Genomic DNA, 18,924 nt, shown 5'->3' on the forward strand with positions numbered 1-18,924 from the left:
TTGCCGCGTCAGGCGCCAACCGCCTTTCACTTCTCGAATTCAGGAATTTTCCGATCCATGGGCAAATCGCTGGTCATTGTGGAATCCCCGGCTAAGGCCAAGACCATCAACAAGTACTTGGGTAACGAGTACGTGGTGAAGTCGAGTATCGGCCATATCCGAGACCTGCCCACCAGCGGTTCGGCTAGCGCCAGCAAGGAGCCCGCCGCCAAGCGCGGCAAGGCGGCTGCGGGCGAAGGTCCGGTGCTCACGCCTAAAGAGAAAGCGCGCAAGCAGCTGGTCTCGCGCATGGGTGTGGACCCGGATCATGGCTGGAAGGCCAAGTACGAAATCCTTCCGGGCAAGGAAAAGGTCATCGAAGAGCTGCGCCGGCTCGCCAAAGATGCCGACACCATCTATCTCGCGACGGACTTGGACCGCGAAGGGGAAGCCATTGCCTGGCACCTGCGGGAAGCCATTGGCGGTGACGACAGCCGCTACAAGCGTGTGGTGTTCAACGAAATCACCAAGAAAGCCATTCAGGAAGCCTTCTCCAAGCCGGGCGAGCTCGATATCGACCGTGTCAACGCGCAGCAGGCCCGTCGGTTCCTCGACCGCGTCGTGGGTTACATGGTCTCGCCGCTGCTATGGGCCAAGATCGCCCGTGGGCTGTCCGCCGGTCGTGTGCAATCGGTAGCGGTCAAGCTGGTGGTGGAGCGTGAGCGTGAGATCCGTGCGTTCAACCCTGAAGAGTATTGGGAAGTCCACGCCGACCTGGGCACTGCCAAGGGCAACAACGTGCGCTTTGAAGTGGCCCGCGAGAAAGGTGAAGCCTTCAAGCCGCTGAACGAAGCTCAGGCCATGGCCGCGCTGGAAAAGCTCAAGGCCTCCAGCTACAGCATCGTCAAGCGCGAAGACAAGCCGACCAGCAGCAAACCGTCGGCACCGTTCATCACCTCCACCCTGCAGCAGGCCGCGAGCAACCGCCTGGGCTTCGGCGTGAAGAAAACCATGATGATGGCCCAGCGTCTGTACGAAGCCGGCTACATCACTTATATGCGTACTGACTCCACCAACCTGTCGCAAGACGCGGTGGCAATGGCGCGTACCTATATTGAAAGCGAGTTCGGCAATAAGTACCTGCCGGAGAAGCCGAACGTCTACAGCAGCAAAGAAGGCGCCCAGGAGGCTCACGAAGCGATTCGTCCTTCCGATGCCAACACCGAGCCAAGCAAGCTGAGTGGCATGGAGCGCGACGCTGAGCGCCTCTACGAGCTGATCTGGCGCCAGTTCCTGGCTTGCCAGATGCTGCCGGCGCAATATCTGTCGACAACCGTCAGCGTGGGTGCTGGCGACTTCGAACTACGTGCCAAGGGTCGTATCCTCAAGTTCGATGGCTACACCCGCGTGATGCCGCAAATCGCCAAGCCTGGTGACGACGATGTACTGCCGGACATGGCCCAGGGCGATACGTTGAAGCTGATCAAGCTCGACCCGTCCCAACACTTCACCAAGCCGCCGGCGCGTTACTCGGAAGCCAGCCTGGTCAAGGAAATGGAAAAGCGCGGTATCGGTCGTCCATCGACCTACGCGGCGATCATCTCCACCATCCAGGACCGTGGTTATGTAGCGCTGCACAACCGTCGGTTCTATTCGGAAAAGATGGGCGACATCGTTACAGAGCGTCTGTCCGAGAGCTTCTCCAACCTGATGGATTACGGCTTTACCGCCGGCATGGAAGAGAACCTCGATGACGTGGCCCAAGGTGAGCGCGACTGGAAAAATGTACTCGACGAGTTCTACGGCGACTTCAAGAAGAAACTCGAAGTAGCTGAGAGCCCTGAGAGCGGCATGCGTGCCAACCAGCCGGTTATGACCGATATCCCGTGTCAGACGTGCGGCCGCCCGATGCAGATTCGTACGGCATCCACCGGCGTGTTCCTTGGTTGCTCGGGCTACAGCTTGCCGCCGAAAGAACGCTGCAAGGCCACGGTCAATCTGGTGCCGGGTGATGAAATCGCCGCCGATGACGAAGGTGAGTCCGAGTCGCTGGTCTTGCGTGGCAAGCACCGCTGCCCGATCTGCAGCACGGCTATGGACGCCTATCTGCTGGACGAGAAGCACAAGCTGCACATCTGCGGTAACAACCCGGATTGCAACGGCTACGAGATTGAAGAGGGCACCTACCGCATCAAGGGCTACGAAGGGCCGAGCCTGGAATGCGACAAGTGCGGCAGCGAGATGCAGCTCAAGACGGGTCGTTTCGGCAAGTTCTTCGGTTGCACCAATCCGACCTGCAAGAACACTCGCAAACTGCTGAAAAGCGGTGATGCGGCGCCGCCGAAGATGGATCCGGTGAAGATGCCGGAACTCAAGTGCGAGAAGGTCAACGATACCTACATCCTGCGTGATGGCGCTTCGGGGTTGTTCCTGGCGGCAAGCCAGTTCCCGAAAAACCGCGAGACCCGCGCGCCGTTGGTGCTGGAAATCGTTCCGCACAAGGACGAGATCGATCCGAAGTACCACTTCCTGTGTGAAGCGCCGAAGAAGGACCCGGATGGTCGTCCAGCCGTGATCCGCTATAGCCGCAAGACCAAGGAGCAGTACGTACAGACCGAAGTAGACGGCAAGCCTACCGGCTGGAAAGCGTTCTACGACGGCGGCAAGTGGAAGGTCGAAGACAAGCGCCAAGGCGCTTGATCGACTAATTTGCGATAGACAAAGGCCGCCTGTATGGGCGGCCTTTTTTTGCGCTTGCAGCGGGCTCGGTTGATCCGTGACACTGTTAAGCCAGCATCGCGCCTCATTCGTTGTGGAGATTGCCGTCATGGCTAACGAACTCTATACCCGTACCAATCAGAAAATTTACTTCGCGGGTTTGTCCCTGGAAGCCCTTGGTCGTGCCGAGGAAGGGAAGGAGATGAATGCTATCGCGCTGGTTCAGGCGGGGCGTGAAGCAGCCTTATTCCACCTGTACGGCGCCTTGCTGGGCCTGTGCCATGAAATCGCCGGGTTCTACCGCTTGCCCCAGGCCGGTTCGCCCCGTGCGGAAATGATCATGAGCCGTGAAGTGCTGGAGACCATGGCGATTCCTGAGCTGGCGGAACTGGTAGAGATGGCCCAGAGCCCAGACAGCTGGGTGGCGCGCCTGCTCAAGGCCCATGCCGATATGTTTCAGCCGCCGCGTGTTCCCCATGTGCCTAAGGGTGACGTGAGGCAGCCATTGATCTTGGCAGTTGCGCTGGAGGAGGACGAGCCTAAGTCATTGAGCCGGGAAGAGTTGGAGGGCTGGCGTCAGGAGCTGAAGAAGATGGCGCTGCGCTTTCGTGAGGGCCTGAACGAGTGCTAAACCCCGAGTAGGTTTGGAAAGCACCGTTCATCAAGCTGTAAAGAAACCTCCCTAGATCCTCAGCGAGGCTGGGTGGATGACTGATATAATCCCGGCCTTTCGTGGAGAACAGACTTTTATGCCGACGTCCTTTCTGGAAATTGTTGAGTTGCCTGACGGCCGAATCGAGCTGCGTCGGGCTGAGGACGAGGGTTCTCTGGTTATTCTGGACTTTTCAGAGGACGCAAAAGCGTTCCTGCAAGGCCAGCACGTGGAAGTGGCAAAAGCCATGTTGAGCGTAGGTGTGCAGATGGCTGGTCGCCTGGCGGAAGGCGAGCCGGAGAAAGAGGATGGGTCGCGGGTTCTTCACTGAGTCTGTGCCGAGCGCTGCTTATTGCGAGCGGATTTTTTGATGAGTGTACTTGTTGTGGTGAGCGGGCTTGCCCCGCTCTGGGTTGCTAAGCAGCCCTAAAACCAGGCGCCGTGGATTATCCGATATACCGCATCAATCTATTCAGGGCCGCTTCGCAGCCCAGCGCGGGGCAAGCTCGCTCGCCACAGAAGTTCGCTAAGCATAATGAGCATGCTCACTACAATCAGCCCTCTTCGCGCCCTCATCAAACCCAGCTTTTTATCCCAATCTAATATTCAAACTCTGTGCATCACCCGTGCGTGCGGCACTGATCAATTGCTGCTTGGCCGACGCATTCAGCGGATTCAACCAGCTCACCACCGTATGGCTACGACCCAGGCGCAACGCTTCGCATGTCAACTGCTGGGCACTTTGCGCGCCGCGCGGTTGCAGTAACAGGATGCGCTCACGATTGAGGCCGGCGTCCCGCAGCCAGGCCTGTGTAAGGCTGGCGGGCGGGGCAATCAGGGTCAACCAGCGTGCATCCTGATCTTCGCTCAGATCACGCAGGATAGGTGCCAATAGGCTCAGGCAGCTCCCGGCCGCACCGCGCAACGACAGTTCACTGAACGCCTCGGGTTCAGCGCTCCAGGGCGCCTCTACCGTTTGCTTGAGGATGGGCGCAAGGGGTTGAGCCATAAAGGCCTCGAACAGCGACAGTTGTGTGTGTTGTGGGGTGTGTACGAGCTGCATGATGCCTCCTTTAGCGGCGAATGACGCCGACGCTCAAGCCTTCGATCACCAGGTCCTGATCTTTCAGGTTTACTTCAATCGGGGCGAACTCAGGGTTCTCGGCCAGGAGCCAGACCTTGCTGCCTTCGCGCTTGAAGCGTTTTACGGTGACTTCATCGCCGATGCGGGCGACGACGATCTGGCCATTACGGGCTTCGCGGGTGGTGTGGACGGCTAGCAGGTCGCCGTCAAAGATGCCCACGTCTTTCATGCTCATGCCGTGCACCCGCAACAGGTAGTCGGCACGCGGATGGAAAAAAGTCGGGTTGATGTTGCAGGACTCCTCGACGTGCTGTTGTGCCAGGATCGGCGCACCAGCGGCAACGCGGCCAATGATCGGCAGTGTTGATTCGTCGGCCTTGGCTTCGAAGCCAGGGATGCGAATACCGCGCGAGGCACCGGGGGTCATCTCGATCGCACCTTTGCGGGCGAGTGCCTTGAGGTGTTCTTCGGCGGCGTTGGGGGACTTGAACCCGAGTTCCAGCGCAATCTCAGCTCGTGTCGGCGGGTAGCCGTTGTCATCGAGGCAGCGCTTGATAAAAGCCAGAATCTCAGCTTGGCGTGGCGTCAGTTTTAGCATGTTGATCGCTCTGTCTTTTTATACAGTGACTGGGATTATATACAGTGAACTGCGCTTGGCAATCATCCTTTTCTGTGGCTCCGCTGGACGGTCATTCGCCATCCTTCCTACAACGCAGGTATGGCACTGCCTACAGACCTGAAGGGATGTGATTAAATAGCGATGAAATAGATGACTGACCGGCCGGAAAGCGAACCCGCAGGCTTGACAAGACACACCCTGAAACGTATGTTTCAAACAAGTGTTTGTCAGGCGGAGTAGTCATGGCCCAGTCGGAAACCGTTGAACGCATTCTCGATGCTGCCGAGCAATTGTTCGCGGAAAAAGGATTTGCTGAAACTTCATTGCGGCTGATCACTAGCAAGGCAGGGGTCAACCTCGCCGCTGTGAACTACCATTTCGGCTCGAAAAAAGCCCTGATCCAGGCGGTGTTCTCTCGCTTCCTGGGGCCGTTTTGCGCAAGTCTCGATCGTGAGCTAGAGCGCCGTCAGGCGAAGGCAGACAACAAGCCCAGCTTGGAAGAGCTGCTGGAGATCCTCGTCGAGCAAGCCCTGGTGGTCCAGCCTCGCAGTGGCAACGACCTATCGATTTTCATGCGCCTGTTGGGCCTGGCTTTCAGCCAAAGCCAGGGCCACTTGCGGCGTTACCTGGAAGACATGTACGGCAAGGTGTTCCGCCGCTATATGTTGCTGGTCAACGAAGCGGCGCCGCGTATCCCGCCTATCGAACTGTTCTGGCGCGTGCATTTCATGCTGGGTGCGGCGGCGTTCAGCATGTCGGGCATCAAGGCACTGCGTGCGATTGCCGAGACCGATTTCGGCGTCAACACCTCCATCGAACAGGTCATGCGCCTGATGGTGCCGTTCCTCGCCGCCGGCATGCGTGCCGAAACCGGTGTGACCGATCCGGGCATGGCCGCTGCCCAGTTGCGTCCACGCAGCAAAACTGCGCCGGTTCCTGCCAAGGTTTGACTACGCCGGGTGTGCGCGGCTGCTTGCATCCGCTAAGCTAGCCGCCATGCCGAATTCAGCTATTTACTCGCAACCCGTTGTGCTTGCCGCGCGTATCGCGCGAAGCAAGTGCACCGGGTTGTGTGCGTTATTTAAGGAAGGTTTATGACTGCTGCCCTGCAAGGTTCTTTGATGGTCGACGTTGCCGGTACCTGGCTGACGGCCGAGGATCGCCACTTGTTGCGTCAGCCTGAAGTGGGTGGCCTGATTATTTTTGCGCGCAATATCGAGCATCCGCGCCAAGTGCGTGAACTGAGCGCGGCGATTCGCGCAGTGCGCCCGGATTTGCTGCTGGCCGTCGATCAGGAAGGCGGTCGTGTACAACGTTTGCGCCAAGGCTTCGTGCGCCTGCCGGCTATGCGTGCGCTGGCGGATAACCCCAACGCTGAATACCTGGCCGAGCAGTGCGGTTGGATAATGGCCACCGAAGTGTTGGCTGTCGGCCTGGATTTGAGCTTCGCCCCGGTGTTGGACTTGGACTACCAGCGCAGCGCGGTGGTCGGCACCCGTTCCTTTGAGGGCGACCCCGAGCGTGCTGCGGTGCTCGCAGGTGCCTTTATTCGTGGCATGAACAGCGCTGGCATGGCTGCGACCGGCAAACACTTCCCGGGACATGGTTGGGCAGAGGCTGATTCCCACGTTGCCATTCCCAATGACGAACGTAGCTTGGAACAGATTCGCGCCAATGATCTGGTGCCTTTCGCACGTCTGAGCAAGCAATTGGCGGCGGTGATGCCGGCTCACGTCATCTACCCGCAAGTCGACGCCCAGCCTGCTGGTTTCTCGCGCCGTTGGTTGCAGGACATCCTGCGCGGCGAGCTGCAATTTGACGGGGTGATTTTCAGTGATGACCTGTCCATGGCCGGTGCCCATGTGGTCGGCGATGCGGCCAGTCGTATCGAAGCGGCATTGACGGCCGGCTGTGACATGGGGCTGGTGTGCAATGACCGTGCTGCTGCGGAGCTTGCCCTCACTGCGGCGCAGCGGATGAAAGTCACTCCATCGCCCCGAATTGCGCGCATGCGTGGTAAGGCGATTGCTTCGACCGATTACAAGCAGGATCCGCGTTGGTTGGCGGCGCTCACTGCGTTGCGAAAGGCTCAGTTGATCGGCTGAACATCGCGGCGAGGCCATCGCAGGCAAGTCAGCTCTCACAGGGTGTTCATTCCGGGTGTGTGGCTTGCCTACCAAACAATCTAACGGTCAGCGCTTCTCTTGCTTATCAGGCAGCGGCGCAAACAACGCTTCAATTTCCTCATTGCCCAACTGCCAATCCCCGGTGGTTCGTCCATCCAGCACACCCGCCGCCAGGTCGGATTTTTCCTTCTGCAGGTGCTGGATTTTCTCTTCCACCGTCCCTCGGGCAATCAGCTTATAGACAAATACCGGCTTCTCCTGCCCGATGCGATACGCACGGTCAGTGGCCTGGTTTTCCGTCGCCGGGTTCCACCACGGATCGTAGTGGATCACGGTATCGGCTTCCGTCAGGTTAAGCCCCACGCCACCGGCCTTCAGGCTTATCAGAAAAATCTGCAACTTGCCGCTCTGGAAATCCTTCACCGGCGTGCGCCGATCCCGGGTCTGGCCGGTGAGCAGCGCGTAGGCAATGCCGCGTTTTTTCAGTTCGACTTCGATCAGGCTCAGCATCGAGGTGAACTGGGAAAACAGCAGGATCCGGCGACCTTCGGCAAACAACTCGTCGAGCATTTCCAGCAGGCTGTCGAGCTTGCCCGAGCTGCTGCCGCGGGCAGGCAGAGTGGCGTCGTTGACCAAGCGTAGATCGCAGCAGACCTGTCGCAGCTTGAGCAGCGCTTCAAGGATGATGATCTGGCTGCGCGCCACGCCCTTGCGGGTGATCTCGTCGCGGACCTTTTTATCCATGGCCAGGCGCATGGTTTCGTACACGTCGCGCTGTGCCTCGTTGAGGTCGACCCAGTGGATGATTTCGGTCTTGGGTGGCAACTCCGTCGCCACTTGTTCCTTGGTTCGGCGCAGCAGGAAGGGTTTTATCCGGCCGTTGAGGTGCTGCAATCGCACCTCACTGGCGCGCTTTTCGATGGGCACGCGGTAATCACGGTTGAAGCTTTTTACGTCGCCCAACCAACCTGGCAGCAGGAAGTGGAACAGCGACCACAGTTCGCCCAGATGATTTTCCAAGGGCGTGCCGCTCAGGCACAGGCGCTGCCGAGCATTCAGCTCGCGCGCCGCTTGGGCCGCCTTGCTGGAGGGATTCTTGATGTACTGGGCTTCATCCAGGATCAGTACGTGCAAGGGCAGGGCGGCGAGGTGGTCGATATCCTTGGGCAGCAGGGCGTAGGTAGTGAGCAGGAGATCGTAGTCCTGCAGGTTGGCGAAGTGTTTCTTGCGTCCCGCGCCGTACAGCGCCAACACCTTGAGTTGCGGTGTGAAGTGCGCGGCTTCGTCGAGCCAGTTAGGGATGAGGCTGGTGGGCATCACCACCATGCAGGGCCGGTCCAGGCGTCCGGCAATCTTTTCGCTGAGCAGATGCGCCAGGGTCTGCAGGGTTTTACCCAGGCCCATGTCATCCGCAAGGATCCCGCCGACGTCCAATTGCCGCAGCGACTGCATCCAGCTCAGGCCTTCCAACTGATACGGGCGCAACGTCGCGTTCAAACCCTCGGGCGCCGCACAGGTGAAGTCCTTGATATCCCTCAGGCGTTGGGCAAAGTTGCGGATCTTCTCGCCGCCTTCCCATTGCAGTGGCAGGTCTTCCAGCGGGTTCAACCGAATTGCATCGGCCTTGGCCAAACGCAGCGTGGTGCCAGGGTCCTGTAGGTAAAACTCGCCAAGCGTTGCCAGAACCGGTTTCAGGCGGCCGTAAGGTAATGCCACTTGTAGTGGGCCGTGGCCGTTGGGCAGGCCGGGGATATTCACCAGGATCAGTTCGTCATCGCGGCGCCGAGCGAGTTTCTCCGGGTTGAGGATCTCGGTGTGGGAGCGCATCAGATTCAGCAGGATCGGCAATAGGCTCAGCCGCTCTCCGTTGACGATGATGCCCAGTTCCAGGTCAAACCAATCGCGCTCAGGCCCGTCATCGACAGTGGCGTACCAGTCGTCCACCGGGCTCAGGTCGAAACCGAAATCCTCATCGATCTGCAATTCCCAGCCTTCGGCGCGCAGGGTGGGTGAGACGTTAAGGGTGAAGTTCAGCCAGGCGCTGTCATTGACCATTTCGAAGAGCTCGCCAGCGCTTTCCGGCAGTGCCTTGCTCTGGCGGGTGGCGATCTTGAAACCCAGCAGGCGCAGTCGTTCACGAAAGGGTTGTTCCAGCTCCGGATGGCGCTTGATGCGCAGGCTCTGGGTTTCCTGGCGCACGATGATGTCGGCGTTCTTTTGCCCGCTGACATAGTTGCCCAAGTAATTGAACGAGAGCGCGGCACGGTGCTGGATATAGCGCTGCATCTTGCCATTGCGCGGTTCGAACGCACTGAACTCGACACTCGCCAGCCACAGGCGCGGGACCGGCGGCACGTCCTCCATCACCACCTGCGGCAACACCACACGGTTATCCAGTACGGCCTGGAGTTTTTCCAGCAATTCGGCGTCCTGTGCGGCTGCCGGATACGCCAGTGTTTCCTGGACCTTGAGCAAAACGGCAGCGATGTGTTTGCAATTGGTGTGCACCGGGCAGGTGCAGCGGCTGTCTACCAGAATCAGCGAGCCCTTGGCCGATTCGCGCAGCGAGATGGTTTGTCGGTAAACGTTGCCGCCCGAGCCTTCGCAACTGGCGATGATGGTGCTGTCACCGGATTCGACGATGCGCACCCGGTTCTCCAGCGCGTAACGTCGCCCGCGCTCCAGGCTCTGCTCTTTGAAGCGATTGGCCCACGAAGGGGCCAGGGGTTTGGTCAGCGACGATGTCAGGGGCATGGCGCTGGATCAGTCCTGAATGTCGGGCGGTGGTGCGCTGGGTGGCTTGGCGGTCAGCGAAGTGATCTTGATCAGCAGTGCCAGATGGCCGCCGTCCAGATAGTTGAGTTGGTTGTTCTTGGTGCGCACGTCGGTCTGGTTCAGGTGCTCGCTGGCAATCACGCTGCCCTTGCTGTCGAACTGATTGATCCAGAATTGCGCATCGATATCGGTAAAGCGCCCCAGTTGCAGGTTCAGCGTGCCCTCGATAGGGAACTGGCCGAACTGCTCCTCGCCGTCGGTGATCGCGATTTTGACCGGCTGTTCACCGAGGTTCTGTTCCCACGCCTTGTGCGCCAACACGGTGTAACTGTTATCGGCCCTGAGCTTGTCGACGATATTGTTCAGGCGCGGCGGGCTCATCTTGTCGCCCAGGCGCACAGCCCCGGCATCCCAGTTTTCCGGCGCGGCGCGGCTGTTGATCACCGGCTCTGCGTTTTGGCGCACCAGGATCATTTCTACCTGGTACGGGCTGTCGGCAAATGCCGAAGGCGCCAGTACCACCAACAACAAGCTCAAAATGCGGAACAGGCGCATTGGGGCGTCCTTCAAACAGATTTCGGGATGAGGCGCTCAAACAGCGCCTCCAGGGTATTAAAGCGTTCTTCGGCACGTTCCATCGGCACCATGAATTTGAACAGCGTAGCCCCTTCGAACTTATAGCGGTTGGGTTGGCCCTGGATCAGCTTGATCAGCACCAACGGGTCTACCGGCGTTTGCGCTTCGAACTCGATGCGTCCGCCCTGTGGCCCTGCGTCGACTTTCTTAATACCCAGCTGCTCGGCCTGCAATTTAAGCAAGGTCAGGCGCACCAGGTTCTTGGTCGGTTCCGGCAGCAGGCCGAAGCGGTCGATCATTTCAACCTGCAAATCCTTGAGGCCTTCTTCGTCGGTGGCCGAGGCGATGCGTTTGTACAGGATCAACCGTGCGTGCACATCCGGCAGGTAATCTTCGGGAATCAAGGCCGGCAAGCGCAGGTTGATTTCCGGGCCGCCGCCCAGGGGTTGATCGAGGTTCGGCTGCTCGCCCTTGCGGATAGCTTTCACCGCGCGTTCAAGCATCTCCATATACAAGGTGAAGCCGACGGCCTGGATCTGCCCGCTCTGGCCGTCGCCCAGCAGTTCGCCGGCGCCACGGATTTCCAGGTCGTTGGTGGCCAGCACAAATCCGGCGCCCAGGTCCTGGGTGTTAGCAATGGCTTCCAGGCGCTTCTCGGCGTCGGAAGTGATCTGTTGGCGCGGCGGAGTCAGCAGGTAGGCGTAAGCCTGGTGGTGACTACGGCCGACGCGGCCACGCAGTTGGTGCAACTGCGCCAGGCCGAACTTATCAGCGCGCTCGATGATGATGGTGTTGGCGCTCGGTACGTCGATGCCAGTCTCGATGATGGTCGAGGCGATCAGTACGTTGAAGCGCTTGTGGTAGAAGTCGCTCATCACCTGTTCGAGTTCACGCTCGCGCATCTGACCGTGGCCGATGGCAATGCGTGCTTCCGGTACCAGTTCGGCGAGGTCGGCGGCGCATTTCTCGATGGTTTTTACGTCGTTGTGCAGGTAGTACACCTGGCCACCACGGAGCAGCTCACGCAGCAGTGCTTCTTTGACCGTGCTTTTGTTCTGCTCCATCACGAAGGTGCGCACCGACAGCCGGCGTGCCGGCGGCGTGGCGATGATCGACAGATCGCGCATGCCCGACACCGCCATGTTCAGGGTGCGGGGGATCGGCGTCGCAGTGAGCGTAAGAATGTCGACTTCGCTGCGCAGGGCCTTGAGCTGTTCCTTTTGACGCACGCCGAAGCGGTGTTCTTCGTCGATGATCACCAAACCCAGGTTCTTGATCTTCACATCGTCCGACAGCAGCTTGTGCGTGCCGATCACGATGTCGATCTTGCCTTCGGCCAGGTCGGCGATCGCGGCGTTCACTTCCTTGGCGGACTTGAAGCGGCTCATCACTTCGACGGTTACCGGCCAGTCGGCAAAGCGGTCGCGGAAGCTGTTGTAGTGCTGCTGGGCGAGCAGGGTGGTCGGGACCAGGATCGCGACTTGTCGGCCGCCGTGGACGGCAATGAAGGCTGCGCGCATCGCCACTTCGGTCTTGCCGAAACCCACGTCGCCGCACACCAGGCGGTCCATCGGCTTTGGCGCGAGCATATCGGCGCGCACGGCTTCGATGGTGGTTTGCTGGTCCGGCGTTTCTTCGAAGGCAAAGCCGGCGCTGAAGGTGGCGTAGTCGGCTTTCGGGTCGGCAAAGGCATAGCCTTCGCGGGCGGCGCGACGGGCGTAAATGTCGAGCAGTTCAGCGGCGACATCGCGCACCTGTTCGGCGGCCTTGCGCTTGGCTTTCTGCCACGTCTCGGACCCCAGGCGGTGCAACGGCGCCAGTGCGTCGTCGCTGCCGGTGTAGCGGGCGATCAGGTGCAGGCTGGCAACCGGCACATAGAGCTTCGCGCCCTCGGCGTACTCCATGGTGAGGAATTCGGCGGCCTGGTTATCGATCTCCAGCGTCTGCAGACCGAGGTAGCGACCCACGCCGTGGTCGATATGCACCACCGGCGCGCCTTCGCGCAGCTCGGTGAGGTTCTTGATCACGGCGTCGTTGTTGGCGTCGGCGCGTTTTTCGCGACGGCGCCGCTGCATCACGCGCTGGCCGAACAGGGGGCTCTCGGCGATCAGTGCCAGGGCCGGATCATCCAGAAGCAGGCCTTCGTCGAGCGGTGCGATGGTGATCGCCAGGCGTTCTTTGCTTTTCACAAAGTCCGGCCAACTGTCGACGGTTTTTGGCCGCAGTTTCAGACGTTCCAACAATTCCAGCAGCACTTCGCGACGGCCGGCGGATTCGGCGGTAAACAGCACGCGGCCGGGGAAGTCGCCGAGGAAGTTGGACAAAGCCTCCAGGGGCTGCGTGGCTTTGGCTTGAATCGCCAAATCCGGCAGCGTTCCGGCTGGGAAGCGTTCGCGGCCGCTGCCGGCGTCCACGTCCTGCTGGCTGGCGACAACGCGCGGCCAGTTTTTCAGGCGCGCGAAACAGTCTTCCACCGGCAGGAACAGCTCGGCGGGTGGCAATAAAGGACGGGACGGGTCGACGCGGCGCTCTTCGTAGCGGTTGCGCACGTCGTTCCAGAAGTTTTCCGCGGCTTGCTCGATACCCGGCAGCGAGAACACCTGGGTGTCCTGGGGCAGGTAATCGAACAGCGTGGAGGTTTCGTCGAAAAAGAGCGGCAGGTAGTACTCGATACCGGCGGGGGTAATCCCACTGCTCAAGTCCTGGAAGATCGGGCAGCGACGGAAGTCGACATCGAAGCGTTCGCGGAAGCGCGCCTTGAAGCGGGTCACCGCGTCTTTTTGCAGCGGGAATTCCCGCGCGGGTAGCAGCTTGACCGAGTCGACCTTGTCGATAGAGCGCTGGTTCTCCGGATCGAAGGTGCGCAGGGTTTCGATTTCGTCATCGAACAGGTCGATGCGGTACGGCAACTTGCTGCCCATCGGGAACAGGTCAATCAGGGCGCCGCGCACCGCGAATTCACCGTGCTCATACACCGTATCGACGCAGCGGTAGCCGCTGGCTTCCAGGCGCGTGCGCATTTGTTCCACATCGAGTTTCTGGCCGATATCCAGCACCAGGCTGCTGCCCAGCAGGAACTTGGTCGGTGCCAGACGGTGCAGGGCCGTTGTGATCGGCACCACGAGCACACCGTGGGCCAGTTCCGGCAAGCGGTACAGGCTGGCGATGCGCTGTGAAATGATGTCCTGATGCGGCGAGAACAGGTCGTAGGGCAGGGTTTCCCAGTCGGGAAAATGCAGCACCGGCAAATCGGGGGCGAAGAAGCTCAGCTCCTGCTCCAACCGTTCGGCGCTTTGGCTGTCGGCGGTGAGCAGCAGGGTAAAGCGCTTGGCTGCGCTGGCAGCCTCGGCAATGGCCAGGCTCAGGGCGGCACCGGGCAGGTTGCCCCAGTGCTGTTTACCTGCCGCGGCAGGGAGTAGCGGTAGACGCAGAACGGGCACGGAAGGTTGAGCTCCAAGCGTTGCGACAAAGTCGGTAATTGTAACGGCCCGAGGTGCCGCCTGTCAGTTGCTGACTGAGCCTATTACGGTTTGTAGGAAATGTAGTGGCTAAGACAAACAATGGCGTGTTTTGACTCAATATGTAGTGCCAAAAAGCGTGAATGTTTAGGAGGGTTACGGACAAGTCGGCCGACTCGTTGAACTAGTGGCCTTCTGGAACCCGCGTATTTACTGGGCTGCAGCGGGGCGGTATTTTTTAGCAAGGACTTTTTGTTGCCTGGCGCGCATTGCGACGAGGACAGTCGGGCGGCATAATGTAGCCCCTTTTTTCAGCCCCTACATGTGGAAGGTTCCCGTGACTCAGAAGCCCGACCAGTGTCTTGGTGAATGGATCGACCGTGAAGCACTCGCAGAAGCGATGATCCCGCTTATCGGTCAGCTGTACCGCAATAACAATGTGGTGAGCTCGATCTATGGCCGCAGCCTGATCAACCAGTCCGTCATCGCGATTCTCAAGGCGCACCGTTTTGCGCGCCATCGCTCTGCCGACGACAGCGAACTCTCCGTCCACGAAACATTCCCACTGCTCAAGGCCATGAGCGAGCTCAAGCTCGGTGCGGCCTCGGTAGATCTGGGCAAGTTGGCGTACAAATTCCGCAAAGAAGGCGCGGGCCGCACTGCCGAGCAGTTCGTGCGTGAAGAAATGGCCGATGTGGTTGGCCAGCAAAACGCCGCTGCCCGCAAAGGCACTGATGTGGTTCTGTACGGCTTCGGTCGTATCGGCCGCCTGCTGGCACGCATCCTGATCGAAAAAACCGGTGGCGGCGACGGCCTGCGCCTGCGTGCCATTGTCGTGCGCAAAGGCGCCGACAACGACCTGACCAAACGCGCCAGCCTGCTGCGTCGCGATTCGGTACACGGTCCGTTCAACGGCACCATCGTCATCGACGAAGAAAACAACACCATCACCGCCAACGGTAACCTGATCCAGGTGATCTACGCGAAGAACCCGTCTGAGGTGGATTACACCCAGTACGGCATCAAGGACGCTCTGCTGGTGGATAACACCGGCGTATGGCGTGATGCCGAAGGCCTGGGCCAGCACCTGGCCTGCCCGGGTGTCGACCGTGTTGTTCTGACCGCACCTGGCAAAGGCAAGCTGAAGAACATCGTGCACGGCATCAACCACGGTGAAATCACTGCTGACGACAAGATCGTGTCCGCCGCTTCCTGCACCACCAATGCCATCGTGCCGGTGCTGAAAGCTGTGAACGACAAGTTCGGCATCGTTAACGGCCACGTTGAAACCGTTCACTCGTACACCAACGACCAGAACCTGATCGACAACTTCCACAAAGGCGATCGCCGTGGTCGTAGCGCCGCGCTGAACATGGTTATCACCGAGACTGGTGCTGCCACCGCTGCTGCCAAAGCTTTGCCTGAGCTGGCCGGCAAGCTGACCGGTAACGCGATCCGTGTGCCGACGCCTAACGTGTCGATGGCGATTCTCAACCTGAACCTTGAGAAAGCCGCCACCCGTGAAGAGATGAACGAGTACCTGCGCTACATGGCGCTGCACTCCGATCTGCACAAGCAAATCGACTACGTCAATTCCCAGGAAGTGGTGTCCACCGACTTCGTTGGCTCGCGCCACGCCGGTGTGGTGGACGCGGAAGCGACCATTACCCAGGACAACCGTGTTGTGCTGTACGTGTGGTACGACAACGAGTTCGGCTACAGCTGCCAGGTGGTTCGCGTGATGGAAGACATGGCTGGGGTTAACCCGCCTGCGTTTCCGCGCTAAGCCTCTGCGTTGAATGAAAAAGCCCCGACTGGTTCGGGGCTTTTTTATGGCTGCAGGTTTTGTGTTGTCGATCAGGGCCTCACCGGGAGCAAGCTACCTCCCACATTTGAATGTACTCACAAATCGACATGTGGGAGGGGACTTGCCCCCGATAGCGGTCGTTCAGTGGATGCATACCCCACGGCAGGCCATTTTCATTTCAACAATTTGCCGCGCAACTCATCAGACAGCCCTTTGGGCGCCAGCCAGATACCCAGGTAAGCCCTGGCCAGTGCCTCATTACGGCTGCTGAACACCACTTGGCCATTGATCTCAAGGTTCAAGCCGCGCCCTGGATGAAAGTCCAAGGCATATCGATCACCTTTGCGTATGTTGCGAAAGCTGGCATGCAGTTGATCCAGCTCGGGCTTCAAGCGTGCGCTGGCTTGCTGGCGCTCCAGCGTAGCGGTGGCGGCCTTGATTACGTCGGAGCGGTCGATGTCGCGATAGTAATAAAGCACCAGGCGCAGCGCCTTTTGCTGGTCCCAGGCCTGTCTGGCGCTCAGCGTCGCAGGGGCATATAGCGCCGCCGCGTACACGTCCGCCCAGAGGTACGTGAGCACCGCCTGGTTTTTCAGGACCAGTTCCTGGGACTGTGCCGGGAAATCGGCCTGCTTCAATCGATCCGCCTCATTAGCATGCGCCGTGATCGACAGCATCATCATCAAACAGATAACTATATGTCGCATAATGCCCCGTCCTGAAAAACGTACGTGCCTACAGGGTAATTCAATTTCTGGCCGTGTCAGGATTTAGCGGTAATGCGCCGTGTAGTAAAGGCAATACTGGCCTACGACGCGACCAAGGGTTAATGTGCGCGGCGTTGAGCCTTATATAGACTGTGCCCCGGTTCACACACTTGAGCCAAATTGTCCTTCATGACCGCTGGCCGCGGCATGATTTAGCCAGGCGTCCAACCGTACGCCTGGCCTGTTCTGAGGAGTACGCATGGCTGTCTACAACTACGACGTGGTGGTACTGGGTTCCGGCCCGGCTGGAGAAGGTGCGGCGATGAACGCCGCGAAGGCAGGGCGCAAGGTGGCGATGGTCGATAGCCGTCGCCAGGTCGGCGGTAACTGCACCCACCTGGGTACCATCCCGTCCAAGGCCTTGCGTCACTCGGTCCGCCAGATCATGCAGTTCAACACCAACCCGATGTTCCGGGCCATTGGTGAGCCGCGCTGGTTCTCGTTCCCGGATGTGCTCAAGAGCGCCGAGAAAGTTATCTCCAAACAAGTGGCTTCGCGTACCGGCTACTACGCCCGTAACCGTGTCGACCTGTTCTTCGGAACCGGCAGCTTCGCCGACGAGCAAACCGTCGAAGTGGTGTGCGCCAACGGCGTGGTCGAGAAGCTGGTGGCCAAACACATCATCATCGCCACCGGTTCGCGCCCGTATCGCCCGGCCGATATCGATTTCCACCATCCGCGTATCTACGATAGCGACACCATCCTGAGCCTGGGCCACACCCCACGCAAATTGATCATCTACGGCGCCGGCGTGATCGGCTGTGAATACGCCTCGATCTTCAGCGGCCTGGGTGTATTGGTGGAACTGGTGGACAACCGCGACCAATTGCTGAGCTTCCTCGACTCGGAAATTTCCCAGGCGTTGAGCTACCACTTCAGCAACAACAACATCACCGTGCGCCACAACGAAGAGTACGAGCGGGTCGAAGGCCTGGACAACGGTGTGATCCTGCACCTCAAGTCCGGCAAGAAGATCAAGGCCGACGCCTTGTTGTGGTGCAACGGCCGTACCGGCAACACCGACAAGCTGGGCATGGAAAACATCGGGGTCAAGGTCAACAACCGTGGCCAGATCGAGGTGGACGAGAACTATCGCACCTGTGTAACCAACATCTACGGCGCTGGTGACGTAATCGGCTGGCCAAGCCTGGCCAGTGCGGCGCATGACCAGGGCCGTTCGGCTGCTGGCAGCATCGTCGACAACGGCAGCTGGCGCTACGTGAACGACGTGCCGACCGGGATCTACACGATTCCCGAGATCAGCTCGATCGGCAAGAACGAGCACGAACTGACCAAGGCCAAGGTGCCTTATGAAGTCGGCAAGGCGTTCTTCAAGAGCATGGCGCGTGCGCAGATCGCTGGTGAGCCCCAAGGCATGCTGAAGATCCTGTTCCACCGCGAGACCCTTGAGGTGCTCGGTGTGCATTGCTTCGGCTACCAGGCGTCGGAGATCGTGCACATCGGCCAGGCCATCATGAACCAGCCGGGCGAGCAAAATACCCTCAAGTACTTTGTGAACACGACGTTCAACTACCCGACCATGGCTGAAGCCTATCGGGTAGCGGCCTACGACGGCCTCAACCGGCTTTTTTGAGCGGCTCCGGCCGGTGGCCTGAGCCGGCCGGGGAGACCGATTTCAGTAATTCCCGAGGGTGGCAGTGGCCAAACCGGGAAAGTCTGTAATCAGGCTATCTACGCCGAAGTCGGCGAGCCTGCGCATCAGCGCAGGTTCGTTGACCGTCCATACGGACACGTGCAAACCCTGGCGCTGGGCTTTTTCCAGACGCTCCGGGGTGCACAGCGTCCAGTTCAATGCCAGATACTCACAGCCGTAGTTTTGCGCGACCTTCAGCGGGTCGAGCCAGGCGTATTCGGCGACCAGTCCGCGTGACAGGTCCGGGGTGAGTTCAACCGCCGCTTTCAATACTTCCCGCGAGCTTGAAGTCACGGTGACTTTGTCCATCAGGCCGAAACGTACCGCCATCTCACGGATTGCCAGCACGGTGGTCGCGGCGCGGGTGCGCGAAGCGCTTTTGACTTCCAGTTGCCAGTGATCGAAGTCGCAATGCTCGAACAGCTCTTCCAGACGCGGGATCGGGCACGGTTTGATCCAGCCTGGGCCGCCTTTGCGTGCGTCCATCTTCACAAGGTCCGCCGCCGAATACTCGACGACCTTGCCGCGCCGGTCAGCGGTGCGCTTGAGGGTCGGGTCGTGGATGACCATCAACTCGCCGTCCATGGACAGGTGCAGATCCAGTTCGCAGCGGCGTACACCGTGCTTGAGGCACTCCTGGAAGCTGGTCAGGGTGTTTTCCGGTGCTTCGCCTTTGGCACCGCGGTGGCCGTAAATCAGGGTCACAGTT

The 18,924-nt window shown here is 59.7% G+C and carries 14 protein-coding genes; 7 read left to right on the plus strand and 7 right to left on the minus strand.

The features are described 5' to 3' along the window. The first annotated feature begins 57 nt into the window (after positions 1-57). The 3 genes from topA to CFE47_RS15285 all read left to right on the plus strand — a co-directional run bounded on the left by topA (position 58) and on the right by CFE47_RS15285 (position 3,680). Positions 58-2,679 (plus strand): type I DNA topoisomerase, encoded by a 2,622-nt coding sequence (gene topA / locus CFE47_RS15275; RefSeq protein ID WP_032888794.1) that lies wholly within the window; start codon positions 58-60, stop codon positions 2,677-2,679. A gap of 127 nt (positions 2,680-2,806) precedes the next feature. Continuing rightward, the gene (locus CFE47_RS15280) at positions 2,807-3,328 is read left to right on the plus strand and encodes a DUF6586 family protein (protein WP_095184113.1); all 522 of its coding nucleotides are present in this window, start codon (positions 2,807-2,809) and stop codon (positions 3,326-3,328) included. 118 nt (positions 3,329-3,446) lie between these two features. Then, positions 3,447-3,680, plus strand: coding sequence for a hypothetical protein (locus CFE47_RS15285; RefSeq protein ID WP_032889274.1), 234 nt, complete (start codon positions 3,447-3,449; stop codon positions 3,678-3,680). A gap of 258 nt (positions 3,681-3,938) precedes the next feature. Here the strand turns inward: CFE47_RS15285 and sulA are convergent, their stop codons facing one another. Together sulA and lexA are read right to left on the minus strand one after the other, a co-directional pair. Beyond that, complete coding sequence (sulA, locus tag CFE47_RS15290) at positions 3,939-4,412, minus strand: SOS-induced cell division inhibitor SulA (protein WP_095184114.1); 474 nt, start codon at positions 4,410-4,412, stop codon at positions 3,939-3,941. Positions 4,413-4,422: 10 nt separating this feature from the next. Continuing rightward, on the minus strand, positions 4,423-5,031 hold the full coding sequence (gene lexA, locus CFE47_RS15295; protein WP_003172575.1) for a transcriptional repressor LexA: 609 nt from the start codon (positions 5,029-5,031) through the stop codon (positions 4,423-4,425). Between the two features lie 263 nt (positions 5,032-5,294). Here lexA and CFE47_RS15300 point away from each other — a divergent pair, with 263 nt between their 5' ends. Then, positions 5,295-6,002 (plus strand): TetR/AcrR family transcriptional regulator, encoded by a 708-nt coding sequence (locus tag CFE47_RS15300; protein ID WP_032888800.1) that lies wholly within the window; start codon positions 5,295-5,297, stop codon positions 6,000-6,002. 144 nt (positions 6,003-6,146) lie between these two features. Further along, the gene (gene nagZ, locus CFE47_RS15305) at positions 6,147-7,157 is read left to right on the plus strand and encodes a beta-N-acetylhexosaminidase (RefSeq protein ID WP_032888802.1); all 1,011 of its coding nucleotides are present in this window, start codon (positions 6,147-6,149) and stop codon (positions 7,155-7,157) included. 87 nt (positions 7,158-7,244) lie between these two features. Here the strand turns inward: nagZ and CFE47_RS15310 are convergent, their stop codons facing one another. From CFE47_RS15310 to mfd, 3 genes are read right to left on the minus strand one after another with little or no spacing between them, the layout of a single operon-like run. Beyond that, positions 7,245-9,932, minus strand: coding sequence for a DEAD/DEAH box helicase (locus tag CFE47_RS15310; RefSeq protein ID WP_181643972.1), 2,688 nt, complete (start codon positions 9,930-9,932; stop codon positions 7,245-7,247). A 9-nt stretch (positions 9,933-9,941) separates the two neighbouring features. After that, positions 9,942-10,508: a CsiV family protein gene (locus CFE47_RS15315; RefSeq protein WP_032888806.1), complete on the minus strand. Its 567-nt coding sequence runs from the start codon at positions 10,506-10,508 to the stop codon at positions 9,942-9,944. Between the two features lie 11 nt (positions 10,509-10,519). Continuing rightward, positions 10,520-13,969, minus strand: coding sequence for a transcription-repair coupling factor (gene mfd / locus CFE47_RS15320; protein WP_032888809.1), 3,450 nt, complete (start codon positions 13,967-13,969; stop codon positions 10,520-10,522). A 340-nt stretch (positions 13,970-14,309) separates the two neighbouring features. Here mfd and CFE47_RS15325 point away from each other — a divergent pair, with 340 nt between their 5' ends. Then, on the plus strand, positions 14,310-15,773 hold the full coding sequence (locus CFE47_RS15325; RefSeq protein ID WP_032888810.1) for a glyceraldehyde-3-phosphate dehydrogenase: 1,464 nt from the start codon (positions 14,310-14,312) through the stop codon (positions 15,771-15,773). Between the two features lie 194 nt (positions 15,774-15,967). Here the strand turns inward: CFE47_RS15325 and CFE47_RS15330 are convergent, their stop codons facing one another. Beyond that, the gene (locus CFE47_RS15330; RefSeq protein ID WP_032888812.1) at positions 15,968-16,501 is read right to left on the minus strand and encodes a chalcone isomerase family protein; all 534 of its coding nucleotides are present in this window, start codon (positions 16,499-16,501) and stop codon (positions 15,968-15,970) included. A gap of 259 nt (positions 16,502-16,760) precedes the next feature. On the opposite strand from CFE47_RS15330, the gene sthA reads away from it, so the two are divergent. After that, a complete protein-coding gene (gene sthA, locus CFE47_RS15335) occupies positions 16,761-18,155 on the plus strand; it encodes a Si-specific NAD(P)(+) transhydrogenase (RefSeq protein WP_032888814.1) in 1,395 nt (464 codons plus the stop codon). A 42-nt stretch (positions 18,156-18,197) separates the two neighbouring features. On the opposite strand, the gene CFE47_RS15340 is transcribed toward sthA, so the two are convergent. Beyond that, positions 18,198-18,920: a glycerophosphodiester phosphodiesterase gene (locus CFE47_RS15340; protein ID WP_181643971.1), complete on the minus strand. Its 723-nt coding sequence runs from the start codon at positions 18,918-18,920 to the stop codon at positions 18,198-18,200. Positions 18,921-18,924 lie beyond the last annotated feature (4 nt).

The sequence above is a fragment of the Pseudomonas sp. PGPPP1 genome (genome assembly GCF_002255865.1).
GTDB lineage: Bacteria > Pseudomonadota > Gammaproteobacteria > Pseudomonadales > Pseudomonadaceae > Aquipseudomonas > Aquipseudomonas cremoris.

Excerpts from the sequence above, each read along its gene's own strand:
- sthA (WP_032888814.1), top strand. The coding sequence starts at position 16,761 with ATGGCTGTCTACAACTACGACGTGGTGGTACTGGGTTCCGGCCCGGCT.
- CFE47_RS15285 (WP_032889274.1), top strand. The coding sequence starts at position 3,447 with ATGCCGACGTCCTTTCTGGAAATTGTTGAGTTGCCTGACGGCCGAATC.
- CFE47_RS15315 (WP_032888806.1), bottom strand. The coding sequence starts at position 10,508 with ATGCGCCTGTTCCGCATTTTGAGCTTGTTGTTGGTGGTACTGGCGCCT.
- CFE47_RS15330 (WP_032888812.1), bottom strand. The coding sequence starts at position 16,501 with ATGCGACATATAGTTATCTGTTTGATGATGATGCTGTCGATCACGGCG.
- CFE47_RS15310 (WP_181643972.1), bottom strand. The coding sequence starts at position 9,932 with ATGCCCCTGACATCGTCGCTGACCAAACCCCTGGCCCCTTCGTGGGCC.
- lexA (WP_003172575.1), bottom strand. The coding sequence starts at position 5,031 with ATGCTAAAACTGACGCCACGCCAAGCTGAGATTCTGGCTTTTATCAAG.
- topA (WP_032888794.1), top strand. The coding sequence starts at position 58 with ATGGGCAAATCGCTGGTCATTGTGGAATCCCCGGCTAAGGCCAAGACC.
- nagZ (WP_032888802.1), top strand. The coding sequence starts at position 6,147 with ATGACTGCTGCCCTGCAAGGTTCTTTGATGGTCGACGTTGCCGGTACC.
- CFE47_RS15300 (WP_032888800.1), top strand. The coding sequence starts at position 5,295 with ATGGCCCAGTCGGAAACCGTTGAACGCATTCTCGATGCTGCCGAGCAA.
- CFE47_RS15325 (WP_032888810.1), top strand. The coding sequence starts at position 14,310 with ATGTGGAAGGTTCCCGTGACTCAGAAGCCCGACCAGTGTCTTGGTGAA.
- CFE47_RS15280 (WP_095184113.1), top strand. The coding sequence starts at position 2,807 with ATGGCTAACGAACTCTATACCCGTACCAATCAGAAAATTTACTTCGCG.
- sulA (WP_095184114.1), bottom strand. The coding sequence starts at position 4,412 with ATGCAGCTCGTACACACCCCACAACACACACAACTGTCGCTGTTCGAG.